Source organism: Streptosporangium album, assembly GCF_014203795.1.
Taxonomy (GTDB): Bacteria; Actinomycetota; Actinomycetes; order Streptosporangiales; family Streptosporangiaceae; genus Streptosporangium; species Streptosporangium album.
Genome location: NZ_JACHJU010000001.1, coordinates 1,349,159 through 1,370,127, shown reverse-complemented (window position 1 = coordinate 1,370,127; position 20,969 = coordinate 1,349,159). Strand labels below are relative to the sequence as shown.

Sequence of the window (20,969 nt, the reverse complement as noted above, 5' to 3'; positions counted from 1 at the left end):
CCGTCAGGGAGGGGTCAGGAGAGGTCCGCGCCGCCGACCCGGAAGCCGACCGGGCCGGTGGAGGTCTCCAGGTTCACCTTGCCGCCGGAACAGGAGACCGAGGGCTTGTCGGTGCCGGGCACCACGATGGTGAGCAGCGGGCCCGCGGAGGCGGGGGAGACGACCGTGGGGGCGGGCTGCTTCTTCAGGTAGGCGGGGGAGACCCAGCCCTGGTAGGGAGCCGACCGGCCACGGACCACCTTCAGCCCGCTGACGGGCTTGCAGGAGGGCATCGACACCTGGACCAGCGTCGCCTTCCAGCCGGTCTTGTCCTTGACCACGACCCGGCCGGCGCTGTCGGACACGACCGACAGTTCGGGGGCGAGGTGCCAGAGGTTGCCGACCTTGGAACCCTTGGGGACCGTGTCCAGCACGGCCATCACGTCCTGCCCGTGGTTGACCAGCACCGAGCGGGTCCTGGGCACGCCGTAGGCCCTGTCGGTCAGCCGGTAGCTCTGCCGGTCGTCCTTGATCGAGGACCTGCTCAGCGTGGTGGCCGTGCCGCCCCGGAACGCGGCGCCGGCGACGGAGGGCGTGTTGTGCGCCTCGGTGGACATCGTCCAGCGGCGGTAGCCGGTGTTCTCGTAGGAGTGGAAGCCCACGTCGACCAGGACGTCGCGGCCCTGGGCGTAGTAGGTCACGCCGAGGTGGTCCTCGTGGCCGTGGTACTTCAGGCCGGGACCGAAGCGGATGGAGTAGAACGCCGACTCGGGCTTGTCCCAGGCGGTGCGCCCGTAGACGTAGCCGTTGCCGAACACCCGCACGGTCTGCTTCGGGTGATCGTAGCCGACCGGCCGCACATCCGCGCCGCCGTCCCCGATCGGGACCATGAAGCCGTTGGGCTGGGTGGAGTGGGAGATGAAGTCCTCCAGCGACTCCCAGCGCCGGGTGATCTCGCCGGGCACCTTCCGGCCGCACTCCTCGATCCGGTCGATCGCGACCTTGAGCCGCTCGTGCACGTAGATCGCATAGCGCGGGGCCTGCTCACGGAGCACACCCTGGGAGTCGACGTCGAGTTTCACCGTCTCGGTCAGCCGCTTGACGGCGAGACCGGACCACGTGCTGTTGCCGTACCGGCAGCCGATGCCGAGCAGCGCGATGTCCTGGTCGATGCCGTGGTTGTGGCCCTTCTCGTACAGGTTCGGGTTGGACAGCATCGTGGCGTGCTCGGCCAGGCTCCTGGACAGCCAGGACGCGTTGACGTGCTTGCTGAGGCAGACCAGGGCGGGGGCGCGCAGCGCGATCGGGTGCTCCTGCCAGGCGTAGGAGCTGGCCTTGGGGCCCCCGCGCCGGGGGTTGTCCGTCACCCAGTCCTTGGCGATCTCGGTGGCACGGGTCAGGTAGGCCGCCTCCCCGGTGGTCTCGTAGTCGGCGACCAGGCGGCCCATCCAGCGCAGGGAGTGGAACACCATGCTCCACGAGCGGTTGTGGTAGGGGTCGGTACGCCAGTTGACGTCCTTGCCCACCTTCACCGGGGAGAGGCCCAGGAACTCCAGCTCGCCGTTCATGATGTCCGGAGACGTCGGGGTCGCCGGTAACCAGTCGCCCTGACACTCGGCCGTGCGTTTGACCCGTGCCGCGGCCTCCGCCGTGCCGGTCGCCGCGCCGCAGGTCACGAGGAGAATGAGCGAGAGGATGAGTGCTTCGGTGCGGCGGCGCACGCCAGTTCCTTCCGGGCTGAACGAAGAGGGCGGATCATGCTGTCCGAATCCGATCAAACCGGTCAAGCTGGACGGACCTCTTTCAGCACATCGTTAGCAACTAGATGCGCGCCCGGCGTTTAACCATGATTCGACGCGTCCGCCCGCCGTGGCGGGTCCGCCGAAGGTCTCGCGGCCGGCGGCCGGAGGACTTCCCCGCCCGGCTCCGGGCCGAGGTGCTGGAGCGCAACCCCCGGCTGGGGCTCGGCGAGGAGCTCATCGCGTGCTTCAGGGACCAGGCGGGGCGTAAGCCGGACAGCCTGGCCGCGACGTTCGTCCGCAACGGCCTCGCCGGCCGCATCGAGGCGAACGCGCTGGACCGCTGAGAGGGGACAAGGCCGGAGACGGGGTGGGTGCGGCCTTGCCCTCCATGCTTGTGGCCGTCGACGACGGTCAGGACGTGGACGCGGGGCCGGTGCTCTGGACGACCTCGAACGACCAGAGTTCGGCGCCGCCGGCAGCGGGCCCCTGGCCGTGACCGTGCCCCTGCCCGGGGGAGGCCTGGCCGTGACCGTGCCCGTGCTCCGCCTGCCCGCCGGCCTGGGCGTGGCCCTTCTGGAAGGCCTGGCTGTCGGTCCAGCGCTTGAAGTCCTCCTCGGACCGCCAGCGGGTGTAGACCAGGTATCGGTCGGTGCCGTCCACCGGGCGGAGCAGCTCGAACCACTCGAACCCGTCCGCCGACTCCACGATCCCGGCGCGCCCGGAGAACCGGCGCTCCAGCTCCTGGCGCATCTCCGCCGACACCGTCAGCACATTTATCTTCACGACCGAAGGCACATCGTCTCCTCGAAGTGTTGGTTCCGCCGACCACTCTACGGTCGACGCTCCGTCAGACGACGGTCCTGCGATGTCGTGGCGGTTCCTCCAGGCTCACCTGGGCGACGGCCGGGATGTGCTCGGTCTCCAGCGCCCGGCGCATGCGCGGGATGGCCACCCCGTCCAGCTGCTCGCGGATCGCCTCCATGGGGAGGGTCTCGTCGGCCACCACGTGCAGCCGTACCGCCGGATGCGCGTCCGTCCCGACCATCGCGGCGCTGGCGCCGAGGATCGCGGGGTGCGCGCTGACGTCGGCGGCCATCGCGGCGGCCACGCCGCCGGTACGGACGTCGGTGACCCCGCCGGGCCCGCTCGCCAGGCGCATGCCGCCCAGCTTGGAGTGTCGCCCCTGGACCAGCAGCCAGCGCAGGCCGAGCAGGGCCAGCACGATCCCGGCACCGGCGACCGCCCACCACAGCGCTGGGGAGCGGGTGAACGCCTCGCGCACCGGACCGTTGACGAGCGGCTGCCCGGCCGGCCCCCAGATCCGTGAGAGCGCCCCCATGCCGCGGGCGATGGTGAGGCAGCCGAGGACCGTCAGCAGCAGCCCCACGATCAGCAGCCCCAGCCGGTTGCCCCTCGGGGTCTTCCTGTCCATGGCGATCACTTTCCTCGCAGGTTCACGCGCACGGGATGGTCGTCGACCGGAGCGAGTGCGGTGATCCGGTCGGTGACGGCCTGCCGGACGGCCTCGGCCAGCCCGGTGGTGTCCCGCAGGGAACTGTCCGCCGTCACCTGCGCGGTCCTGCCGTGCAGTCTCACCCGGGCGCGGTCGATCCCCTGCACCTGCCGGGCGGCGTGCGCCAGGGAGCGGGTGAAGCCCCGGCGTTGCATACCGATGATCAGGTCGGGGTCGCCGGTCCTGGCCGGGATGAGCCGGGGCTGCCCCGGAACGAGCGCGAGCAGCACCAGGAGCAGGCCCAGGGCGGTGAGCACGCTCCCGCCCAGCATCACCTGCGGGCTGTTCCACGTCGTCGAGGACGCCCAGCCCAGCAACCGGTCGTACGGTATCCAGCGCACCGGTCTGCCCAGCAGGGCGGAGATCGTCTCCACCGCGACCAGGATGCCGAGCAGGGTCATCAGGGCGGCTGTGATCACAGCGGGGACCACCCGGCGCGGGCGGAAGGCCCTGTTCGCCGCCCTGTCCGCCGCCCGGTTCCTGGGAACTCCGGCGGGCAGGGGCGAGGGCCGTTCCGCGATCTCCGCGCCGGGTGCGGTCGTGCTGTCCGGTGCGAGGTGCGCGCCGGAGGCCGGAGTGGGCGGAGGGGAGGCGGGGACCGTCATCCGCGGTCCTCTCCCCGGGGTGGCACCACGTCGGTCACGTCGATGTCGATATGACCGATGTGCAGGCCGGTGAGCACGTGGACCCGGTCGGCGACGTGCCTCCGGACCGCCTCGGTGACCTGCAGGAGCGGGGTGGGATACTCCACCGACACGTCCAGGCTCAGCGTCGTGAGCTCCCCGTCCACGGCGGCGCGGGTGCGCCCGCCGAAGGACAGCGGCCACCGATCGCGGACCTCCCGCACCCCGGCCACCTCTCCGGCCGCGCGGGCCGCGATGCGTGACACCACCCGCTCCGGGATGTCCGTCCTCCCCCGCTGCTCGGCCGGTACGGCGGGCCGTACCGGCAGGGCGGGCTGGGCCGGGCGCGTCGCCTCTGCGGTTGAGCCGCCCTCCGTCCGCTGGGCGGGGAGGCCGTGTGCGTCCGCGGATGTCCCGGAAGGCGCGGCGTGGTGCTCGACCGGGGTGGTCATTGCCGCCTCATGCCCAGCTTGGACAGGTCGACCTCGCCACTGTCGACGATGCGGCCGATGAGGAGTCCGACGGCGCCCAGGACGAGCACCAGGAGGAACGCGCCGAGACCGCCGAAGGCCGCCGCGAGGCCCAGGATGATGCCGACGAACATGCCGGCCATGCTCCATACGGGGAACTGGTTCATTGAATACCTCCGATATGTACATTCACCGGACGGTCACCCACCAGAGAGGCGACCGCCGTCCGCACCTCTTCGGCGATCTCCGGCAGTGGCCGTCCCAGCTGGGCGACGATGGAGATCTCCACGTCGCCGTCACGGACGGCGACGCCGGACACCCTCTCGCCGGGCAGGTAGGTCGCCACGGTCCCGAACGGACCGCCCGACAGGTCGGCGACGTCGGGACATCGCCGTACGGCGACGGCTATCTCGTGCGCGAGTTCGCTCACTGGACGCGCGGCCCCTGTTCGAGCTCTTCGGCCCTCTCCTTGTCGCCCTCTTTCTCCTGGCCGGGCATGTGGACGTCGTTGACCTTGATGTTGACCTCGGTCATCTCCAGCCCGGTCATGCGCTCGACGGCCATGATCACGTTGCGGCGCACGGCGGCGGCGACGTCCGGGATGGCGACTCCGTACTCGACCACCAGGTCCAGGTCGGCGGCCGCCTGTCGCTCGCCCACCTCGACGGACACTCCCTGCATGGCGCTCTTCTCGCCGCCCACCATGCCGCGGACCGCGCCGAGTGCCCGTGCGGTGCCGGCACCCATGTCGTAGACGCCGGAGACCTCCCGCGCCGCCAGACCGGCGATCTTCGCGACGACTCCGCCGTCGATGCTCGTGGTCCCCTTGGAGGTCACCAGGCTCCCCTGGCCTCCGCCGGTGCCGGGCCGAGCCCTCGGCACCGATGTCTCGTCGCCCCTTGGTGGCGTGTTCACCGTGTTGGCTTCGGTCACGTCGGTTCCCTTCCCCCGGGGGGAAGATCGTGTGCTTCCCCAATACTTCCTAATAAGGCGTCATACCCCCCATATGAACAGCAACCAGCACATACCTTTTCCTGGAGAAACCCTGTATGTATGCGATTAATGCGATTGCTAACTTTTGGGTTATTTATATATGTTTTGGTAGTTTTTGTGGCGATATACGACGTATTTCCGATGGCGGGTGGTGCCGCCGGCCCAACCGCCGGCCCGCCGCCGGCCGCACCGGTCCGGCGCCGGGTGGCGGTCCGGTGGCGCTCCGGGCGCGACTAGCCTTGTCCTGTGCGTATAGCGAGGTTCTCCACAGGCGAGGGTGTCGGATTCGGCGTGGTCGAGGGCGGACCCGGCGAGGAGTTCGTCTCCACGATCTCCGGGCACCCGTTCGGCCCGATCCAGTTCACCGGTGAGCGTTACTCGCTCTCGCAGGTCAGGCTGGTCGCGCCCATGCTGCCCAGCAAGGTCGTCGCGATCGGCAAGAACTACGCCGACCACGCCCGCGAGATGGGCGGTGAGGTCCCCGACGAGCCGCTGGTCTTCCTGAAACCGTCCACCTCGGTGATCGGTTCGGGGGAGGCCATCGCCTACCCGACCGGGCTGACCCGGCAGGTCGACTTCGAGGGCGAGCTGGCCGTGGTCATCGGCAGGCTCTGCCGGGAGGTCCCCGCGGAGCGGGCCCACGAGGTCATCTTCGGCTACACCTGCGCCAACGACGTCACGGCCCGCGACCTGCAGAAGAAGGACGTGCAGTTCACCCGCGCCAAGGGCTTCGACACGTTCTGCCCGCTCGGCCCGTGGATCCAGACCGAGCTCGACCCGGGCGACCTGGGCATCACCACGACGGTGAACGGCGAGGTCAAGCAGAGTTCCCGCACCTCCAAGCTCATGTACGACATCCCGACGCTGATCGCCCATGTGAGCGCGGTCATGACCCTGATCCCCGGCGACGTCATCCTCACCGGGACGCCCGAAGGGGTCGGCCCGCTGGACATCGGCGACGAGGTCAGCGTCGGCATCGAAGGAATCGGCACTCTCACCAACCGGGTGGTCTCGCGTGACTAGGGTTCGCTTCGCTCCGTCCCCCACCGGCATGTTCCATGTCGGCGGCGCCCGTTCGGCGCTGTTCAACTGGGCGCTGGCCGAGCAGTCCGGCGGCACGTTCGTGCTCCGCATCGAGGACACCGACGCCGCGCGCAACCGTCCCGAGTGGACCGAGGGCATCATCTCGGCGCTCGCCTGGATCGGCATCCACGGCGACAGCCCGTTCTTCGAGGGCCCCTACTTCCAGTCCTCCTACGAGAAGCAGCACCGTGAGGCGGTGGCCAAGCTGGTCACCGGCGGCCGCGCCTACTTCTGCACCTGCACCCGTGACGACGTGAAGGCCCGGACCGGCTCCGAGCACCAGGGCTACGACGGCTTCTGCCGCGACCGGGGCCTGGGCGAGGGCGCGGTCCGCTTCCGCACCCCCGACGAGGGCGTCACCGTGGTCGAGGACCTGGTCCGCGGCACGGTCGAGTTCCCCAACAACGCGATGGAGGACTTCGTCGTCGCGCGCGCCGACGGCTCCCCGCTGTTCGTGCTGGCCAACGTGGTCGACGACATCGAGATGCGGATCGGCCAGGTGGTCCGTGCGGAGGAGCACCTGTCCAACACGCCCAAGCAGCAGCTGCTCTGGGAGGCGCTCGGCGTCACCCCGCCGGTCTGGGCGCACGTGCCGGTCATCGTCAACGAGAAGCGCCAGAAGCTGTCCAAGCGCCGTGACAAGGTCGCGCTGGAGTCCTACCGCGAGGAGGGCTACCTGGCCGAGGCGATGGTCAACTACCTCATGCTGCTGGGCTGGGGGCCGGGCGAGGACCGGGAGATCATGCCCTGGTCGCAGATGGTGCCGCTGTTCAAGCTGGAGGACGTCAACCCGTCTCCCGCCTTCTTCGACGAGAAGAAGCTCCGCGCGTTCAACGGCGAATACATCCGGGCGCTGCCGCTCGCGACCTTCGTCGCCCGGTGCGAGCCGTGGCTGGAGCCCGACTGGGACCGGGAGACCTTCGCCAGGGTCGCCGAGCTGGCCCAGACCCGCATCGCGGTCCTGTCGGAGATCACCGCGAACGTGGACTTCCTCTTCCTGGACGAGCCCGTCTTCGACCAGGCGTCGTGGGACAAGGCCATGAAGGCCTCCGCCGTGGAGATCCTCACCGGCTACCTCGACCGCCTGGAGAAGGTGAACATGGATCCCGAGTCGCTCAAGACGGCGTTGGAGGAGGTCGGGGCCGAGCACGGCCTCAAGCTCGGCAAGGCCCAGGCCCCCGTCCGCGTGGCCGTCACCGGAAGGACCGTCGGCCTGCCGCTGTTCGAGTCGATCGAGGTGCTCGGCCGGGAACGCTCGATGGAGCGGATCCGCGCCGCCCTGGCCAGGCTCCAGGGCTGAACCGGCACCCGGGGTCCCGTGACCGTACGGCCCGCCCGGTGGCGGGCCGTACGCGCGATGACGGCCGTCAGGCCAGGCCGCGGCGCTCCAGGAGCGGCTCGATGCGCGGGTCGCGGCCGCGGAAGTCGCGGAACGCCTCCATCACGTCCTTGGATCCGCCGACCGACAGCAGGGCGGACCGGAAGTGGTCGCCGTTGGCGCGCTTGAGGCCGTCGTTCTCCTTGAACCACTCGACGCTCTCGGCGTCCAGCACCTCACTCCAGATGTAGGAGTAGTAGCCGGCGCTGTAGTGGCCCACGCCGCCGGAGAAGATGTGCGCGAAGTAGTTGGTCCGGTAACGGCTGCGGACCAGGTCGGAGGCGATCCCGGCGCGCTCCAGGGCCGCGGCCTCGAACGCCTCGGCGTCCTCGACCCTCTCCCCGGCGGCCAGCTTGTGCCATGCCCAGTCGAGCAGCGCCGCGGCGAGATACTCCACGGTCGCGAAGCCCTGGTTGAACTTCTCGGCCGCCTTCATCTTCTCCAGAAGCTCCGCGGGGACCGGCTCGCCGGTCTCGTGGTGCCGGGCGAAGTTGGCGAGCACCGACGGCCAGGTGGCCCACATCTCGTTGACCTGCGAGGGGTACTCCACGAAGTCGCGCGGCACCTCGGTCCCGGAGACCCGGGGGAAGCGGACGTCGGAGAACAGGCCGTGCAGGGCGTGGCCGAACTCGTGGAAAGCGGTGTTGACCTCGTCGAAGGTCAGCAGCGTCGGGCCCTCGGCGGGCTTGGTGATGTTGAGGTTGTTCATCACCACGGGCAGGTCGCCGAACAGGTGCGACTGGTCCACCAGGTTGTTCATCCACGCGCCGCCGCGCTTGGTGGGACGGGCGTAGGGGTCGAACACGAACAGGCCCAGCTCCGAGCCGTCCGCGTTGAACACCTCGAAGACCCGCACGTCCGGGTGGTAACCGGCCAGATCGTCCCGGTCGGTGAAGGTGATCCCGTACAGCTCGCCGGCCGCGTGGAAGACGCCGTCGCGCAGCACCCGGTTCAGCTCGAAGTAGGGGCGTAGCTCGGAGCTGTCGAAGTCGTAGCGGGCCTTGCGCACCTTCTCCGCGTAGAAAGACCAGTCCCACGCCTCGATCGGGAAGCCGGCCTCCTCGCTCAGCAGCTCCGCCTCGCGGCGGGCGTTGGCCGTCGCCGGGCCCACCAGCTTGCCGAGCATCTCCTCGACCGCTTCGGTGGTCTTGGCCGTCTGGTCGGCGACGGAGTAGGCGGCGTGGTTGGGGTAGCCGAGCAGGGCGGCCCGTTCGGCGCGGAGCGTCGCCAGCCTGACGGCCAGGTCGAAGTTCTCCGGCGCCCGGTTCACCGACAGCTCGTACAGCCTCTTGCGGGTCTGCCTGTCGGTCAGCTCGGCGAGGGCGGGCTGGTTGGTGAAGTTGAGCAGCGGCAGGGTGTACGTGCCGTCCTTCTCGATCGCCTTGATCGCGCTCTCGGAGAGGCCGTCGAGCTCCTTGACGTCCTCGACGACCAGAGCCGAGGCGGTGGAGGCCGTCAGCAGGTTCTGCGGGAAGGCGGTGGCGATCCTGGTCAGCTCCTCGTTGAGCCCCTTCAGCCGCTCCTGCTCGGCCTCGGACAGGTCGGCGCCGGCCCGGACGAAGTCCACCCGGTATTTCTCCAGCAGCCACGCCTCCTCCGGGTCCTCCGTGGTGACCTGCTTGATCCGCTGGTAGAGGGCGCGGTTGAGCCGGATGGCGTCGTCGTGCTTGGTCAGCCTGGGGGAGATCTCGGTCTCGATCTCCCGGATGCCGTCGGTGGTGTCGGAGGAGGCGATGCTGAAGAAGACCGTCGCGGTCCGCTTCAGGACCTGGCCCGAGCGCTCCAGGGCCTCGACCGTGTTGGCGAACGTCGCCGGGGCGGGGTCGCCGGCGATCGCCTCGACCTCCCGCAGCTGGTCGGCCATGCCCCGCTCGAACGCGGGCAGGTAGTGCTCCTCCCGGATCGCGCCGAAGTCCGGCAGCGCGTAGGGCAGCGTGCTGGGGGCGAAGAAGGGGTTCTCAGCCAAGGTACGGGCTCCTCACGTGCGGATAGATCTCGGATAGCAGCGTTACATAACGGACCCTCGGCCGCACTCCGGCACCACCGGGACCGGGCGGTCGTCAATCGTTTTGGTCTTGGCCCCCAACCTGGGCTATTCTTTCGGAGTCGCCAGCGAACCCCGCAAGGGGGTCAAACGCGGTGGGGTATGGTGTAATTGGCAACACGGCTGATTCTGGTTCAGTTGTTCTAGGTTCGAGTCCTGGTACCCCAGCTGCATCTCCTTCGGGGGATGTTGCGGATCCGGTCCCCCCGGATCCGGCGACAGTGTGTATGGTCCCGTCGTCTAGTGGCCTAGGACGCCGCCCTCTCAAGGCGGTAACGCCGGTTCGAATCCGGTCGGGACTACCACTGTCATCTTCGCAAGGCTCCGTCGTCTAGTGGCCTAGGACGCCGCCCTCTCAAGGCGGTAGCGCCGGTTCGAATCCGGTCGGGGCTACATCGGTGAAACCCTCGAAAGCAGATGCTTTCGGGGGTTTTCTGTTTTTCCAGAGCATATTTCCGAGTTCACCCCTTGATTGGATAGCGTCACTGTCCAATAATTGGAAACCGACACTATCCAATGGGGGTTGAAGATGATTACTCTGCTGGCCGGCGGGCGCGAGGAGAAGATCGACGGACTGGTCGTGCCCCACGGGACGCCGATCCTCGGCTGGGAGCGCAAGTCGCACGGCTGGTGCAGAGGAGACGCCTGCATCCCGTCGTTCCGTGCCGCGGCCGCCGAGTCCGAGGACGGCGTCGATCTGATGAGCTTCGCCGGGCTGCTCGGCAGGCAGGCGGTGGCCGACCTCGACCAGGGCGTGGTGGCGATCGGTGAGCCCGCCGAGCCCTCCCTCGGCCGCGCCCCGGAGTTCGGCCCGCTCGCCGGCCTGCGCGGGACCAAGATCGCCCTGGTCTTCTGGGCCTCCTGGTGCGGCTGCCGCTACGACCTGCCCGCGTGGGAGGCCCTGCACCTGGAGCTCAGGGGATACGGCTTCAGTGTGGTCAGCGTCTCGCTCGACCGTAACCCGCAGGACGCCGAGGAGTGGCTCGCCGACGTCACGCACCCCGCGGTGATCGACGCCGACGGCAGGATCGCCGAGCTCTACAACGTGATCAACGTGCCGACCGTCGTCTGGATCGACGAGGAGGGGCGGATCGCCCGGCCGCAGGACACGATGACGGCCACCGACACCTTCCGGTCGATGAACGGGCTGTCCTCCGAGCGGGCCACCGCCGCCCTGCGCCGATGGGTGATCGACGGTGACGCGGGAACGACCGTCCGGGAACTGCGCGCCCCCGCCGACGACGAGCGCCTGGCCCGGTTGCACGCCCGGCTGGCGGCGTGGCTGCTGCGGGACGGCCGTGGGGAGGCCGCCGAGCGGCACCTCTCCCAAGCCGCCGCCCTGGCCCCGCACGATCTGGCCATCCGCCGCGGCCTCATGCCGCTCAACGGCGTGGACCCGTTCGGCGAGGAGTACTTCGCGCTCCGCGAGGAGCTGGAGAACAGCGGTGTGGCCATCTACCGGCCGCTGCCCGACTGGCACGAGGGCCCCGAGTGAACGGTCCGCCGTCCCGAGGCCGCGCGGTGAAAGGTCCGTGCGCCGGCAGGGGGCAGAGAGACGGCCGGCGCTCTGGCAGAGGCGCGGGGACGTCAGGTAGCCGGCCGGACCGGTCCGTCGCCCCCGGCGCCGGGAGGCGGGTCACGGCGCCGGGAGGCGGGTCACGGGGCGAGGAGGTCGATCCGTATGCCCTCGCCCCGTGACCGCCGCGTCAGTTGTGCGTGGAGCGGGCCTTGAACAGGGCCCGCTTGGCGGCCTTGCCCACCTGCTTGTCCGGGTGGGCGAGGCCGATCGCCTCCAGCAGCTCCTCCAGGTGCGGGTGCGGCACCTTCCAGATCACGTCGAGCAGGTTGACCAGGTTCGGCACGTTGCCGATGTCGTCCAGGCTGCTGACGAACTCCGGCCGGCCGAGACCGGCGGAGATGGTCAGCATGTCGAGGATCAGCCAGTGGGTGTCGGCCTGGGTGGGCGGCGGAGCGTCGTCGACGCCGAGCTGGGCCAGGTGGGTGGCCGCGTAGGGGCGCAGGGACGGCTCGTCGAGGGCATCCTGCCACGCGGGCACGGCCACCTCGCCGAGCGAGCCCACCATGCTGGCCGCCTGGACCCGGACCAGGGCGTCCGCGTCGTCCTCGGCCGCCGCCTCCAGCAACTCCTTGGCGGCCCGATCGGGCTCGCGCAGCTCCATCCAGGCGGCGAACTCGGCGTCCGCCTCCTCCTCGGGCAGCTCCGCGCTGAACGAGAGCAGATCCAGGGCCGTCATCGCGTCGATGGCGGGACGGGCGTCCAGCTCGATGTCGGCGTCGTCCGCGAGGTGGACCACGCCCTCCATGCCGAGCGGCGTCAGCCGTACCTGATCGTGCTCGACCTCGACCATGCCGTAGCCGGTCAGCCAGTCGAGCACCGGGGTGAGCGGGTCGCCGTACTGCGCGATGGCCGCGGCCCAGGCGTCCGCGCCCTGCTCGTCGTACTCGGCGACGGCCTCCGCCAGCTCGGTGCGGAGCTCGGCCAGCGGCTTGGAACCGGTCGCCAGGAGCACCCTGACCAGCAGCGCCCGGGTCAGCCCCGACAGGGCGATCGTGGCGTCCTCGTCCTCAAGCTCGGGGTCGCCGTAGTCGACCGAGTGGAGGCCGGCCATCCAGACGTCCAGAGCGTCGTCGTCCTCGTCGAAGGGCCAGTCGGCGGTGTCGTCGTCGGCGCTGACTGTGTCCTCGCCCTCGGGCTGGAGGAAGTCCAGGTCGATCGCGAGGTTCCAGATGTTCCAGAGCGCGGGCACCGAGTCGGACAGAGACTTGCCGCTCCCGGTGGGCACCGGCAGTCCCAGAGCGGCGAGGGCTTCGAGGATCTCGGCGTCGGTGAGCAGGCTCGCCTCACCCACCTGGCGCTCGGATCCGACCCAGATCGCGAGGTCGCGCGCCTTGGTGATCAAGCTCGCCCCCCGGGTGGCCACGGCCAGCTCGGCGTCGGGGCGGAGCCGGATCGTCGGCAGCTCGGCGAGCTCGTCCGCGAACGGCTCGAAGTCACCCAGCCCCTCGGACTCCTCGTCGTCGTCGTAGTCGTCGTCCTCGTCGACGGCGACGTCCTCCATCGCGTCGACGAAGTCGTCCTCCAGGTCGTCGAGCTCGGCGAGCAGATCCTTGAGCGAGGCGGAGCCCCTGACGAGCCGGTCGGTCTCCGACAGGAAGGTGAGGTAGGCGCGGACCGACGCGACCATGCCGTCGGCGGCGGCGTCCGGGTCCTCCACGACCTGCGGCATCCGGTCGAGAAGCACGGTGCGCAGATCGTTCCGCCTCCAGCGGCCGACGTCGTCTGAGGCGATCAGCCGGTGCCACAGGGCCACCGGGCCGACCAGGTTGGAATCGCTGCCGGGTGCGTTCTCGCGCGCCCAGAGGATGAATTCTTGGAGCAGGGGACGCAGTTCAACGGCAGCGGCCTCGATGCGATCTGTCACCTCCCCAGCCTAGGGGGCCGCAAGGGTGCTCGCCTCCCCATATCGCATGGTTCAGTTGGCCCGTCGCATCGATTCGGTGATCCGCTCCGCGGCGGTGACCACGGGGGCGGCGTGCATCCTGCCCGGAGTCCGGGTCAGACGCTCGATCGGCCCGGAGACCGAGACCGCGGCGACCACCTTGCCGCCCACACCCCGGATCGGCGCCGAGACGCTGGCCACGCCCTGCTCGCGCTCGCCGACGCTGTGCGCCCAGCCCCTGCGCCGGACGCTCGCCAGTGTCGCCGCGGTGAACTTGGCCCCGCGCAGGCCGCGGTGGAGCCGGTCCGGCTCCTCCCAGGCCAGCAGGATCTGCGCCGCCGATCCGGCGAGCATCGGCAGGGCCGAACCGACCGGCACGGTGTCGCGCAGCCCGCTGGACCGCTCGGCGGCCGCCACGCACACCCGCTCGTCACCCTGCCGCCGGTAAAGCTGGGCGCTCTCCCCGGTCAGGTCCCGGAGCTGGGCCAGCACCGGCGAGGCGACGGCCAGCAGCCGGTCCTCCCCGGCGGCCGTGGACAGCTCCGACAGCCGCGGTCCCAGTACGAACCGGCCCTGTGTGTCCCGGGAGACGATGCGATGGTGTTCCAGAGCGACGGCGAGCCGATGGGCGGTGGGGCGTGCCAGGCCGGTGGCCTGGACGAGCTGGGCGAGGGACGCCGGACCGGCTTCAAGGGCATTGAGCACGAGCACGGCCTTGTCGAGTACGCCGACTCCGCTAGAGTTGTCCATACACCGATACTGCCGTCTCGACATATGAGAAAGCAAGTGGTGTGCGGAAGAGCCGATCGCAAGGAGGCGACATGGGCCGAACGCTGGCGGAGAAGGTCTGGGAGCAGCACGTCGTACGACGTGCCGACGGAGAACCCGATCTCCTCTACATCGACCTTCACCTCATTCACGAGGTGACCAGTCCGCAGGCGTTCGACGGTCTGCGCCTGGCGGGGCGTCCCGTCCGGAGGCCCGATCTCACGATCGCCACCGAGGACCACAACGTCCCGACCGTACTCGGCCCGATCAAGGACCCCGTGTCCCGCACCCAGGTCGAGACGCTGCGCAAGAACTGCGCCGAGTTCGGCATCCGGCTGCACCCCATGGGGGACGCGGGCCAGGGCGTCGTGCACATCATCGGGCCGCAGTTCGGCCTCACCCAGCCGGGCATGACGATCGTCTGTGGCGATTCTCACACCTCCACCCACGGCGCCTTCGGAGGCATCGCCTTCGGCATCGGCACCTCCGAGGTGGAGCATGTGCTGGCCACCCAGACCCTGCCCGCCTACCGGCCGAAGACGATGGCCATCGAGGTCTCCGGCGAACTGCCGGCCGGCGTCACCGCCAAGGACCTGATCCTGGCGGTCATCGCCAAGATCGGCACCGGGGGCGGCCAGGGCTACATCGTCGAATACCGCGGCGAGGCCATCCGCAAGCTCTCCATGGAGGGCCGGATGACCGTCTGCAACATGTCCATCGAGGCGGGCGCCCGGGCCGGCATGATCGCCCCGGACGAGACCACGTTCGACTACCTGAAAGGCCGTCCCCACGCGCCGTCCGGCGCCGACTGGGACGCCGCGGTCGAATACTGGAAGTCGCTGACGACCGACGAGGACGCCGTCTTCGACACGGTCGTGGAGATCGACGCCACGACGCTGACCCCGTTCGTCACCTGGGGCACGAACCCGGGCCAGGGTGCTCCCCTGGGGGCCGCGGTGCCGGCCCCGCAGGACACCGACGACCCGGCCGCCGCCGAGCGCGCGCTGGAGTACATGGGCCTGACGGCGGGCACTCCGCTCCGCGAGGTGGCGGTGGACACGGTCTTCGTCGGCTCCTGCACCAACGGGCGTCTGGAGGACCTGCGGGCCGTGGCCGACGTGCTGCGCGGCCGTCAGGTCGTCACCCGCACGCTCATCGTCCCCGGCTCGATGCTGGTCAAGCTCCAGGCCGAGCAGGAAGGGCTGCACGAGGTGTTCAAGGCCGCGGGCGCAGAGTGGCGCGAGGCGGGCTGCTCCATGTGCCTGGGCATGAACCCCGACACCCTCGCCCCCGGTGAGCGCAGCGCCTCGACGTCCAACCGCAACTTCGAGGGGCGCCAGGGCAAGGGCGGCCGTACGCATCTGGTCTCCCCGCAGGTCGCCGCAGCGACCGCCGTCACCGGCAAACTGACCGCGCCCGCCGACCTGGCCTAGGAGACCCGATCATGGAAGCTTTCACCACCCACACCGGCCGGGCCGTGCCGCTGCGCCGCAGCAACGTGGACACCGACCAGATCATCCCCGCTGTCTGGCTCAAGCAGGTCAGCCGGACCGGGTTCGAGAAGGGCCTGTTCTCGGCCTGGCGCGAGGACCCGGCCTTCGTCCTGAACGACCCCGTCCACGAGGGCGCCTCGATCCTGGTCTCCGGACCCGACTTCGGCACCGGCTCCTCGCGCGAGCACGCGGTCTGGGCGCTGCAGCAGTACGGCTTCCGCGCCGTGATCGCGGCCCGTTTCGGCGATATCTTCCGTAATAATTCCACCAAGATGGGACTGCTGCCCGTCGTGCTTCCGGCCGTCACGGTCGAGGCCCTGCAGGCCGCCGTGGAAGCGGAACCCCGTCTGGAAATCACCGTTGACCTGGTGAAACGCCAGGTTCGCTGGGCGGATGAGATCGCCGCATTCGAGATCGACGACTACACCCGCTGGCGGCTGCTGGAGGGATTGGACGATATTGGGCTGACCCTCCGGAACGCCGATGCCGTCGAAACATACGAGAATGGACGGCAGTCATGGCTGCCGACGACCGTCTGACGCGTTCGGAGAACGAGTTGGCGCGGCGGCTGCGCGATGCGCACCGCCGCGTCCGTTCGCTGCGCGCGCCTCTCGCGCAGAGGGAGCGTCTGGCCAGACGCCTGCTTTCCATCTGCGATGTCGCCAAGCGTGATCTCGGTCATGCAGCGGGGCGTCTTGATTTATTCCTTCTCGACCTTGATGCTCTGGTTTCAGATACGCCGAGTGCTGGAAACATTGCGGAAGGTGATTGAGTCGCACGGCTCCGTCCCCTAATTTCAAGCGGCAAGGGGTTTCTCGCTCTGTTGAGACCCCGTGCCGTGACAAATCGGGTGAGACGGGTTTTCTGCCTCATGACCCACTCCCAGACATCGGTAACAGGGGGAGCAACCTTTATGAACAAGAAAGAACTCGTCGACGCGATCGCCGATCGGGTAGGCGACAAGAAGACAGCCACCGAGGCCGTGAACGCGGTGCTCGACGCCATCCAGAAGGCTGTCGCCAGCGGGGACAAGGTCTCCATCACCGGCTTCGGCGCTTTCGAGATGGTGCACAAGCCGGCTCGCACGGCACGCAATCCTTCAACGGGTGCCGAGATCAAGGTCGCCGAGAGCTGGGGCCCGAAGTTCCGGCCCGGTTCCGACTTCAAGGAGCTCGTCAACGTGGAGGGGAAGAAGGCCGCGAAGAAAAAGTAGGGCCTCACATGGGCGGCCCGGATTCCCATTGGGGAGTCCGGGCGTCCGGCTCGTCTGGGGTGAGCGTGTGGGGGCGTCTCGCCGGGAGCCGGGAGCCGGGAGCCGGGAGCCATGGGGTCCTGGTGGCCCCGGCCCGCGGATCCGGAGGGCTCAGCCCGCCCCGGGAGCGGGAAGGAAGCTCAGGCCTGTCCCGGGAGCGGGAAGGTCGAGAGCGTGATGTAGGTGAGCCGGTCGTCTTCCACGGTGATGTTCACCCGCTGACCTGAGCGGAGCAGCCGCAGTGGTCCGGCGTCGAACGCCGCCGCGCCGAACGGGATCTCGCTCCCGTCGTCCAGGAACACCGATCCCGACCGGGTCGCCGCGTCAAAGGTCCGCACCGTCGCCTGCACCCGACCAGCGTAACCCCTGGGGAAAAGGTCCGCCCTGCGGAGGGCTGGCATGATCACTGTCCGCGTACGGCGGAGCGGAGACGCCGGCAACCATCATCTGGCGCTCGTGATGCCCTGCAGAACCAAGAGGGCCGAGTGGCCGTGTAGCTAGGTGCACCCTCACTCGGGGGATATGTCCATTCCTCGTGCCGGGTGCGAACCCTAGCGTCGAGGACCATGACATCTCCTCCTCGCACGAAGCCCAGTACCGAGGGAATCGGCGTGCACTCGGGAATCTCGCGGACCACGGAGAAGGAGGCGGCCACCGCCGCGTCCGGCGAGGGTGAGGTGGCAGCGTTCCGTCTTGTGGGTCTGCACAAGACGTTCGGCGAGCACACGGCGGTGGACCACGCCGACCTCACGGTCGCTCCGGGGTCCTTCTACGGGCTGGTTGGGCCGAACGGTGCGGGGAAGACCACCATGCTGTCCATGGCGGTCGGTCTGCAGCGGCCGGACGAGGGCCGCGCCTCGGTCCACGGCGTCGACGTGTGGAAAGAGCCGTTGCGGGCCCGCAGGCTCATGGGGGTGCTGCCCGACGGGCTGGCGATGCCCGAGCGGCTCACCGGACGGGAACTGCTCACCTACCTGGGGCAGTTGCACGGCCTGGACGCCGCCGAGGCCGCGCAGCGCACCGGCGAACTGCTCGCCGTCATGGAGCTCGACGGCCCGGCGGAGCGCACCCTGGTCGTCGATTACTCCACGGGCATGCGCAAGAAGATCGGTCTGGCCACCGCGCTGCTGCACGGACCGAAGCTGCTGGTGCTCGACGAGCCCTTCGAGGCCGTCGACCCGGTCTCCGCGGCCACGATCAAGCAGATCCTCAAGCGATTCGTCGCGGGCGGCGGTTCGGTGCTGATCTCCAGCCACGTCATGGCGCTGGTCGAGCAACTGTGCGACACGGTCGGGGTGATGGCCAAGGGCCGGGTCGTGGCCGCAGGGCCGCTCGACGAGGTGCGCGGCGACCGCTCGCTTGAGGAGACCTTCGTCGACCTGGTCGGAGTCGAGATCGGTGGCGGGGAAGGACTGTCGTGGTTGGTGTCCTGATCCGTATGAAGCTCGCCGTGCTGCGGAACACCGCGACCGGCGGCAAGATGGCGTGGGTCGTCCTGGGCGGGACCGTCGGTCTCTGTCTGGCCATCGCCACCATCGTCCTGGCATTCTTCGACTTCTCGCACCCGCGGATGCTGATGGACCTGCTCGCGGTGACCTTCGCGCTGTGGGCCCTGGGCTGGATGGTCGGCCCGACGTTCGCCGGCGAGCCTCCGCTCAACGGCCAGCACTTCCACCGCCAGCCGATACCGCGCGGCACCCTGGCCCTGGGCCTGCTCGCCTCCGCCATGGTGGCCGTCACCACGGTGGTCACGCTCTTCGCGTTCACCTCGCTGATCGTTTTCGCCGCTCGGCTGAACCTGAGGGCCGTGGTGGTCTCGGTCCCGGCGGTGATCCTGCTGCTCCTGCTGGTGGTGCTGCTGTCACGGGTGGTCTCGCTGATGTTCGGCGCGCTGGCCAGGTCCCGCTTCGGAGGCGTCGTCACCGCGACGGTGACCGCGGCGATGATCGCGCTGGCCTCGTTCTCCTGGATCATCTTCATCGGGATCTACGTCCTGCTCGAGCAGGGGTTCCCGCCCCGGCTCTCCACGGTCCTGCGGTCGCTGCCCTCCAGCTGGGGCCTGCTCTCCGTGGAGGCCGCGGGCCGCGGCGACTGGTGGTGGACCGTCGGACCGCTGGCGGCGCTCGCCGTCCTCGTCGTGGTGCTGTTCCTGGTGTGGACGAGGCTGCTGGGACCGCAGCGGCTCGCTCGCGCGGTGGTGCGCGGGTCCTCGGCGGAGCGGGCGGCGCCGAGGGGCTGGGCCGCGCGCAGCGATCTGGGCGTGCTCTACCTCAAGGAGATGCGCACGTGGTGGCGCGATCCGCTGCGCACCCAGAACATCACGCTACCCGCCGCGTTCTCGGTCATCACCGCGCTGTTCCCGCTGATGCTCGACTTCACCGGGTTCTTCCCGTTCGTCGGCGCGGCCACCGCGCTGATGGGTGCCGCGACGTGCGCGAACCTCTACGGCCAGGACGGCACCGCGTTGTGGATGACGCTGATGCTGCCCGGCAAGGAGAAGGCCGACGTACGGGCCCGGCAGCTCGCCTGGCTGACGGTGTTCGGCCCCATGACACTCGTGATGACGGCCACGGGTTCGGTCCTGCACGGGGACCTCTCCCTGGTGCCGTGGGCGCTGGCGGCCAACCTCGCCGCACTCGGCGGCGGTGCCGGTCTGCTGATCTGGATCTCCGTCGTCGGTCTCGTGCCGGGGCCGGATCCGCACAAGATCAAGAACTCGCCGCTGGATCACGGAGACGTCACCAGCCAGTCGTTCCTGATGTTCTTCCCCACGGTGGTCGCCGTCCTCCCCGCGCTCGGCGTGGCCCTCGCGGGGCAGCTGCTCGATCGGTCCCTGCTCCTGTGGGCAAGCGTGCCGACCGGCCTCCTGGTCGGCGTCGTCTGCTACGCGTGGTTCGGTGACCTGGCCGCGCGGCGGCTGCGCGAGAAGGGCCCCGACCTGCTGCAGCTGATGCGGTCGGGCAGGCAACAAGCCGTCGTCGACGGCCCGGGGACGGCGAAGGCGCCGTCGGCGTTCGAGACGATGGGGGCCAAGAGCCGGTTCCTCATGTGGGGCAGCATGGCCATCGGCATCCTCGGGCTGTTCCCGCAGGGCCTGGTGCCCCTGGGCATCAAACTCAGCGGCTCGACCGACCGGGTGTGGTTCCTCGCGCTGTACATGCCGGATCCATGGCAGTGGCCGGTGATCGCGGGCATGATCCTGATCGGTCTGGCGGGCTTCGGCGGCATGCTGGTGGTGTACCTCGCCGAGAGCCGGAAGGCGAAGGAGAAGGCGAGGACGGAGCTGAAGGCCCGTGCGGAGGCAGCGCGGGCCGAGGAGCCGAAGGAGGGCTCGGCCTCAGCCTTGCCCCTCGCCTGATTCCGGTGCGCCGGAAGACTTCGAGTCCCCGGTCTCCTCGGTGAAGGACGCCAGCCCGCGGATGATGATCTCCATGCCCAGGTTGAACCGGTCGTCGTTGGACTTGTCGAGCAGGAAGTCCGAGAGCGCGACCAGGTTGGGGAAGCGGTCGGCCGGCAGGTCCTTGAAATACTGCTCCAGGCTGGTCTGGAGCTCCTTCCAGGAGGCCTCCTTGGACTCGCGGCGGCGGTCCTCCCACATGCTCTCCTCGTAGGCGAAGCCGTCGATGAAGGTGGAGATCACGTCTCCCGCGGCGCCCGCCACCCGGTCGGGTAGCCCCGCCGCCCGGAAGATGCCGAGGAGCTGGTCCAGCTGCGGCAGCACCTCGGGGTCGAACGGTACGGAGCCCAGGGAGATCCTGGCCATGTCACGGTGCTCCAGCAGCCGGGCCCGGCTGCCCCTGGCGAACTCCATGACCTGCTCGGGCCAGTGCGCGGGGTCGGGGGCGGGCAGGGTCCATCCCCGGAACATCCGGATGTACATCAGCTCGAACAGCTCGTCCTTGCTGCGCACGTGGGCGTAGAGGGCCGAGACCGCCACGCCGAGCTCGGCGGCGACCTGGCGCATGCTCAGTTTCTCGTATCCCTCGCGGTCGAGCACCACATAGGCGGCGTCGACGATCCGGTCGCGGGTGAGCGGGATCCGCGCGGGGGGAGTCCTCCGGCGTGTCCGCTCCCAGGGCAGCGCGGGCAGCTCGTCACTCATGTCACCAGTGTAACGCCCGGCTGAACAGCGATCATCAAAGAGAACGGCGCTCATTTTCGCGACATATC

At 69.5% G+C, this 20,969-nt stretch carries 23 protein-coding genes and 3 tRNA genes; 13 read left to right on the top strand and 13 right to left on the bottom strand.

What is annotated here, in order from left to right; genetic code table 11:
* Positions 1 to 14: 14 nt before the first annotated feature.
* Complete coding sequence (locus FHR32_RS06545; protein WP_184753467.1) at positions 15 to 1,700, bottom strand: heparinase II/III domain-containing protein; 1,686 nt, start codon at positions 1,698 to 1,700, stop codon at positions 15 to 17.
* Between the two features lie 125 nt (positions 1,701 to 1,825).
* On the opposite strand from FHR32_RS06545, the gene FHR32_RS06540 reads away from it, so the two are divergent.
* Entirely contained in the window at positions 1,826 to 2,065 is a 240-nt protein-coding gene (locus FHR32_RS06540; RefSeq protein WP_184753466.1) for a hypothetical protein, read from the top strand.
* A 67-nt stretch (positions 2,066 to 2,132) separates the two neighbouring features.
* Here the strand turns inward: FHR32_RS06540 and FHR32_RS06535 are convergent, their stop codons facing one another.
* Genes FHR32_RS06535 through FHR32_RS06505 form a run of 7 tightly spaced genes read right to left on the bottom strand, consistent with a single transcriptional unit; the run spans position 2,133 to position 5,260 of the window.
* Positions 2,133 to 2,516 carry an antibiotic biosynthesis monooxygenase family protein gene (locus FHR32_RS06535; RefSeq protein WP_312882073.1) on the bottom strand — a complete coding sequence of 128 codons (384 nt, stop codon included), beginning with the start codon at positions 2,514 to 2,516 and terminating at the stop codon, positions 2,133 to 2,135.
* Between the two features lie 52 nt (positions 2,517 to 2,568).
* The gene (locus FHR32_RS06530; protein WP_184753465.1) at positions 2,569 to 3,153 is read right to left on the bottom strand and encodes a hypothetical protein; all 585 of its coding nucleotides are present in this window, start codon (positions 3,151 to 3,153) and stop codon (positions 2,569 to 2,571) included.
* A gap of 5 nt (positions 3,154 to 3,158) precedes the next feature.
* Positions 3,159 to 3,839, bottom strand: coding sequence for a DUF6286 domain-containing protein (locus FHR32_RS06525; protein ID WP_184753464.1), 681 nt, complete (start codon positions 3,837 to 3,839; stop codon positions 3,159 to 3,161).
* Positions 3,836 to 4,309 carry an Asp23/Gls24 family envelope stress response protein gene (locus FHR32_RS06520; RefSeq protein ID WP_184753463.1) on the bottom strand — a complete coding sequence of 158 codons (474 nt, stop codon included), beginning with the start codon at positions 4,307 to 4,309 and terminating at the stop codon, positions 3,836 to 3,838. Before FHR32_RS06520 ends, FHR32_RS06525 begins: the two co-directional genes overlap by 4 nt.
* The gene (locus tag FHR32_RS06515; protein WP_184753462.1) at positions 4,306 to 4,494 is read right to left on the bottom strand and encodes a hypothetical protein; all 189 of its coding nucleotides are present in this window, start codon (positions 4,492 to 4,494) and stop codon (positions 4,306 to 4,308) included. Before FHR32_RS06515 ends, FHR32_RS06520 begins: the two co-directional genes overlap by 4 nt.
* Positions 4,491 to 4,757: an Asp23/Gls24 family envelope stress response protein gene (locus FHR32_RS06510; RefSeq protein WP_184753461.1), complete on the bottom strand. Its 267-nt coding sequence runs from the start codon at positions 4,755 to 4,757 to the stop codon at positions 4,491 to 4,493. Before FHR32_RS06510 ends, FHR32_RS06515 begins: the two co-directional genes overlap by 4 nt.
* Positions 4,754 to 5,260 (bottom strand): Asp23/Gls24 family envelope stress response protein, encoded by a 507-nt coding sequence (locus tag FHR32_RS06505; protein WP_184753460.1) that lies wholly within the window; start codon positions 5,258 to 5,260, stop codon positions 4,754 to 4,756. Before FHR32_RS06505 ends, FHR32_RS06510 begins: the two co-directional genes overlap by 4 nt.
* Positions 5,261 to 5,566: 306 nt before the next feature.
* Between FHR32_RS06505 and FHR32_RS06500 the strand changes: the two genes are divergently transcribed.
* Both FHR32_RS06500 and gltX read left to right on the top strand, forming a co-directional pair.
* The gene (locus FHR32_RS06500; RefSeq protein WP_184753459.1) at positions 5,567 to 6,343 is read left to right on the top strand and encodes a fumarylacetoacetate hydrolase family protein; all 777 of its coding nucleotides are present in this window, start codon (positions 5,567 to 5,569) and stop codon (positions 6,341 to 6,343) included.
* 28 nt (positions 6,344 to 6,371) lie between these two features.
* Positions 6,372 to 7,703, top strand: coding sequence for a glutamate--tRNA ligase (gene gltX, locus FHR32_RS06495; protein ID WP_221465707.1), 1,332 nt, complete (start codon positions 6,372 to 6,374; stop codon positions 7,701 to 7,703).
* 67 nt (positions 7,704 to 7,770) lie between these two features.
* On the opposite strand, the gene FHR32_RS06490 is transcribed toward gltX, so the two are convergent.
* Entirely contained in the window at positions 7,771 to 9,747 is a 1,977-nt protein-coding gene (locus FHR32_RS06490; RefSeq protein ID WP_184753457.1) for a M3 family metallopeptidase, read from the bottom strand.
* Between the two features lie 174 nt (positions 9,748 to 9,921).
* On the opposite strand from FHR32_RS06490, the gene FHR32_RS06485 reads away from it, so the two are divergent.
* The 4 genes from FHR32_RS06485 to FHR32_RS06470 all read left to right on the top strand — a co-directional run bounded on the left by FHR32_RS06485 (position 9,922) and on the right by FHR32_RS06470 (position 11,320).
* Positions 9,922 to 9,993, top strand: a tRNA-Gln gene (locus tag FHR32_RS06485).
* Positions 9,994 to 10,054: 61 nt separating this feature from the next.
* Positions 10,055 to 10,130 (top strand) — tRNA-Glu (locus FHR32_RS06480).
* 15 nt (positions 10,131 to 10,145) lie between these two features.
* A tRNA-Glu gene (locus FHR32_RS06475) sits at positions 10,146 to 10,218 on the top strand.
* Between the two features lie 136 nt (positions 10,219 to 10,354).
* Complete coding sequence (locus tag FHR32_RS06470; protein WP_184753456.1) at positions 10,355 to 11,320, top strand: TlpA disulfide reductase family protein; 966 nt, start codon at positions 10,355 to 10,357, stop codon at positions 11,318 to 11,320.
* 211 nt (positions 11,321 to 11,531) lie between these two features.
* On the opposite strand, the gene FHR32_RS06465 is transcribed toward FHR32_RS06470, so the two are convergent.
* Positions 11,532 to 13,268, bottom strand: a complete 1,737-nt coding sequence (locus FHR32_RS06465) for a hypothetical protein (protein ID WP_184753455.1) — start codon at positions 13,266 to 13,268, stop codon at positions 11,532 to 11,534.
* A gap of 51 nt (positions 13,269 to 13,319) precedes the next feature.
* Positions 13,320 to 14,036, bottom strand: coding sequence for an IclR family transcriptional regulator (locus tag FHR32_RS06460; RefSeq protein ID WP_184753454.1), 717 nt, complete (start codon positions 14,034 to 14,036; stop codon positions 13,320 to 13,322).
* Between the two features lie 71 nt (positions 14,037 to 14,107).
* Between FHR32_RS06460 and leuC the strand changes: the two genes are divergently transcribed.
* The 4 genes from leuC (at position 14,108) to FHR32_RS06440 (ending at position 16,760) form a co-directional block, all read left to right on the top strand.
* Positions 14,108 to 15,487, top strand: a complete 1,380-nt coding sequence (leuC, locus tag FHR32_RS06455; protein ID WP_184753453.1) for a 3-isopropylmalate dehydratase large subunit — start codon at positions 14,108 to 14,110, stop codon at positions 15,485 to 15,487.
* An 11-nt stretch (positions 15,488 to 15,498) separates the two neighbouring features.
* Positions 15,499 to 16,086 carry a 3-isopropylmalate dehydratase small subunit gene (leuD, locus tag FHR32_RS06450; protein WP_184753452.1) on the top strand — a complete coding sequence of 196 codons (588 nt, stop codon included), beginning with the start codon at positions 15,499 to 15,501 and terminating at the stop codon, positions 16,084 to 16,086.
* On the top strand, positions 16,065 to 16,319 hold the full coding sequence (locus FHR32_RS06445; protein ID WP_184753451.1) for an SCO5555 family protein: 255 nt from the start codon (positions 16,065 to 16,067) through the stop codon (positions 16,317 to 16,319). Before leuD ends, FHR32_RS06445 begins: the two co-directional genes overlap by 22 nt.
* A 141-nt stretch (positions 16,320 to 16,460) precedes the next feature.
* A complete protein-coding gene (locus tag FHR32_RS06440) occupies positions 16,461 to 16,760 on the top strand; it encodes an HU family DNA-binding protein (protein WP_012894400.1) in 300 nt (99 codons plus the stop codon).
* A 179-nt stretch (positions 16,761 to 16,939) separates the two neighbouring features.
* Here FHR32_RS06440 and FHR32_RS06435 read toward each other — a convergent pair whose 3' ends face one another.
* Positions 16,940 to 17,149, bottom strand: coding sequence for a hypothetical protein (locus tag FHR32_RS06435; protein WP_184753450.1), 210 nt, complete (start codon positions 17,147 to 17,149; stop codon positions 16,940 to 16,942).
* Positions 17,150 to 17,365: 216 nt separating this feature from the next.
* Here FHR32_RS06435 and FHR32_RS06430 point away from each other — a divergent pair, with 216 nt between their 5' ends.
* Complete coding sequence (locus tag FHR32_RS06430; protein ID WP_184753449.1) at positions 17,366 to 18,232, top strand: ABC transporter ATP-binding protein; 867 nt, start codon at positions 17,366 to 17,368, stop codon at positions 18,230 to 18,232.
* A complete protein-coding gene (locus FHR32_RS06425) occupies positions 18,217 to 20,157 on the top strand; it encodes a hypothetical protein (RefSeq protein WP_184753448.1) in 1,941 nt (646 codons plus the stop codon). Before FHR32_RS06430 ends, FHR32_RS06425 begins: the two co-directional genes overlap by 16 nt.
* Here FHR32_RS06425 and FHR32_RS06420 read toward each other — a convergent pair.
* A complete protein-coding gene (locus FHR32_RS06420) occupies positions 20,137 to 20,901 on the bottom strand; it encodes a TetR/AcrR family transcriptional regulator (protein WP_184753447.1) in 765 nt (254 codons plus the stop codon). The genes FHR32_RS06425 and FHR32_RS06420 overlap by 21 nt on opposite strands.
* Positions 20,902 to 20,969: the final 68 nt, after the last annotated feature.

Coding starts and splice junctions, on each gene's coding strand:
- leuC (WP_184753453.1), top strand. CDS start 14,108: ATGGGCCGAACGCTGGCGGAGAAGGTCTGGGAGCAGCACGTCGTACGA.
- FHR32_RS06460 (WP_184753454.1), bottom strand. CDS start 14,036: ATGGACAACTCTAGCGGAGTCGGCGTACTCGACAAGGCCGTGCTCGTG.
- leuD (WP_184753452.1), top strand. CDS start 15,499: ATGGAAGCTTTCACCACCCACACCGGCCGGGCCGTGCCGCTGCGCCGC.
- FHR32_RS06420 (WP_184753447.1), bottom strand. CDS start 20,901: ATGAGTGACGAGCTGCCCGCGCTGCCCTGGGAGCGGACACGCCGGAGG.
- FHR32_RS06525 (WP_184753464.1), bottom strand. CDS start 3,839: ATGACGGTCCCCGCCTCCCCTCCGCCCACTCCGGCCTCCGGCGCGCAC.
- FHR32_RS06530 (WP_184753465.1), bottom strand. CDS start 3,153: ATGGACAGGAAGACCCCGAGGGGCAACCGGCTGGGGCTGCTGATCGTG.
- gltX (WP_221465707.1), top strand. CDS start 6,372: ATGTTCCATGTCGGCGGCGCCCGTTCGGCGCTGTTCAACTGGGCGCTG.
- FHR32_RS06515 (WP_184753462.1), bottom strand. CDS start 4,494: ATGAACCAGTTCCCCGTATGGAGCATGGCCGGCATGTTCGTCGGCATC.
- FHR32_RS06430 (WP_184753449.1), top strand. CDS start 17,366: ATGACATCTCCTCCTCGCACGAAGCCCAGTACCGAGGGAATCGGCGTG.
- FHR32_RS06520 (WP_184753463.1), bottom strand. CDS start 4,309: ATGACCACCCCGGTCGAGCACCACGCCGCGCCTTCCGGGACATCCGCG.
- FHR32_RS06445 (WP_184753451.1), top strand. CDS start 16,065: ATGGCTGCCGACGACCGTCTGACGCGTTCGGAGAACGAGTTGGCGCGG.
- FHR32_RS06470 (WP_184753456.1), top strand. CDS start 10,355: ATGATTACTCTGCTGGCCGGCGGGCGCGAGGAGAAGATCGACGGACTG.
- FHR32_RS06440 (WP_012894400.1), top strand. CDS start 16,461: ATGAACAAGAAAGAACTCGTCGACGCGATCGCCGATCGGGTAGGCGAC.
- FHR32_RS06540 (WP_184753466.1), top strand. CDS start 1,826: ATGATTCGACGCGTCCGCCCGCCGTGGCGGGTCCGCCGAAGGTCTCGC.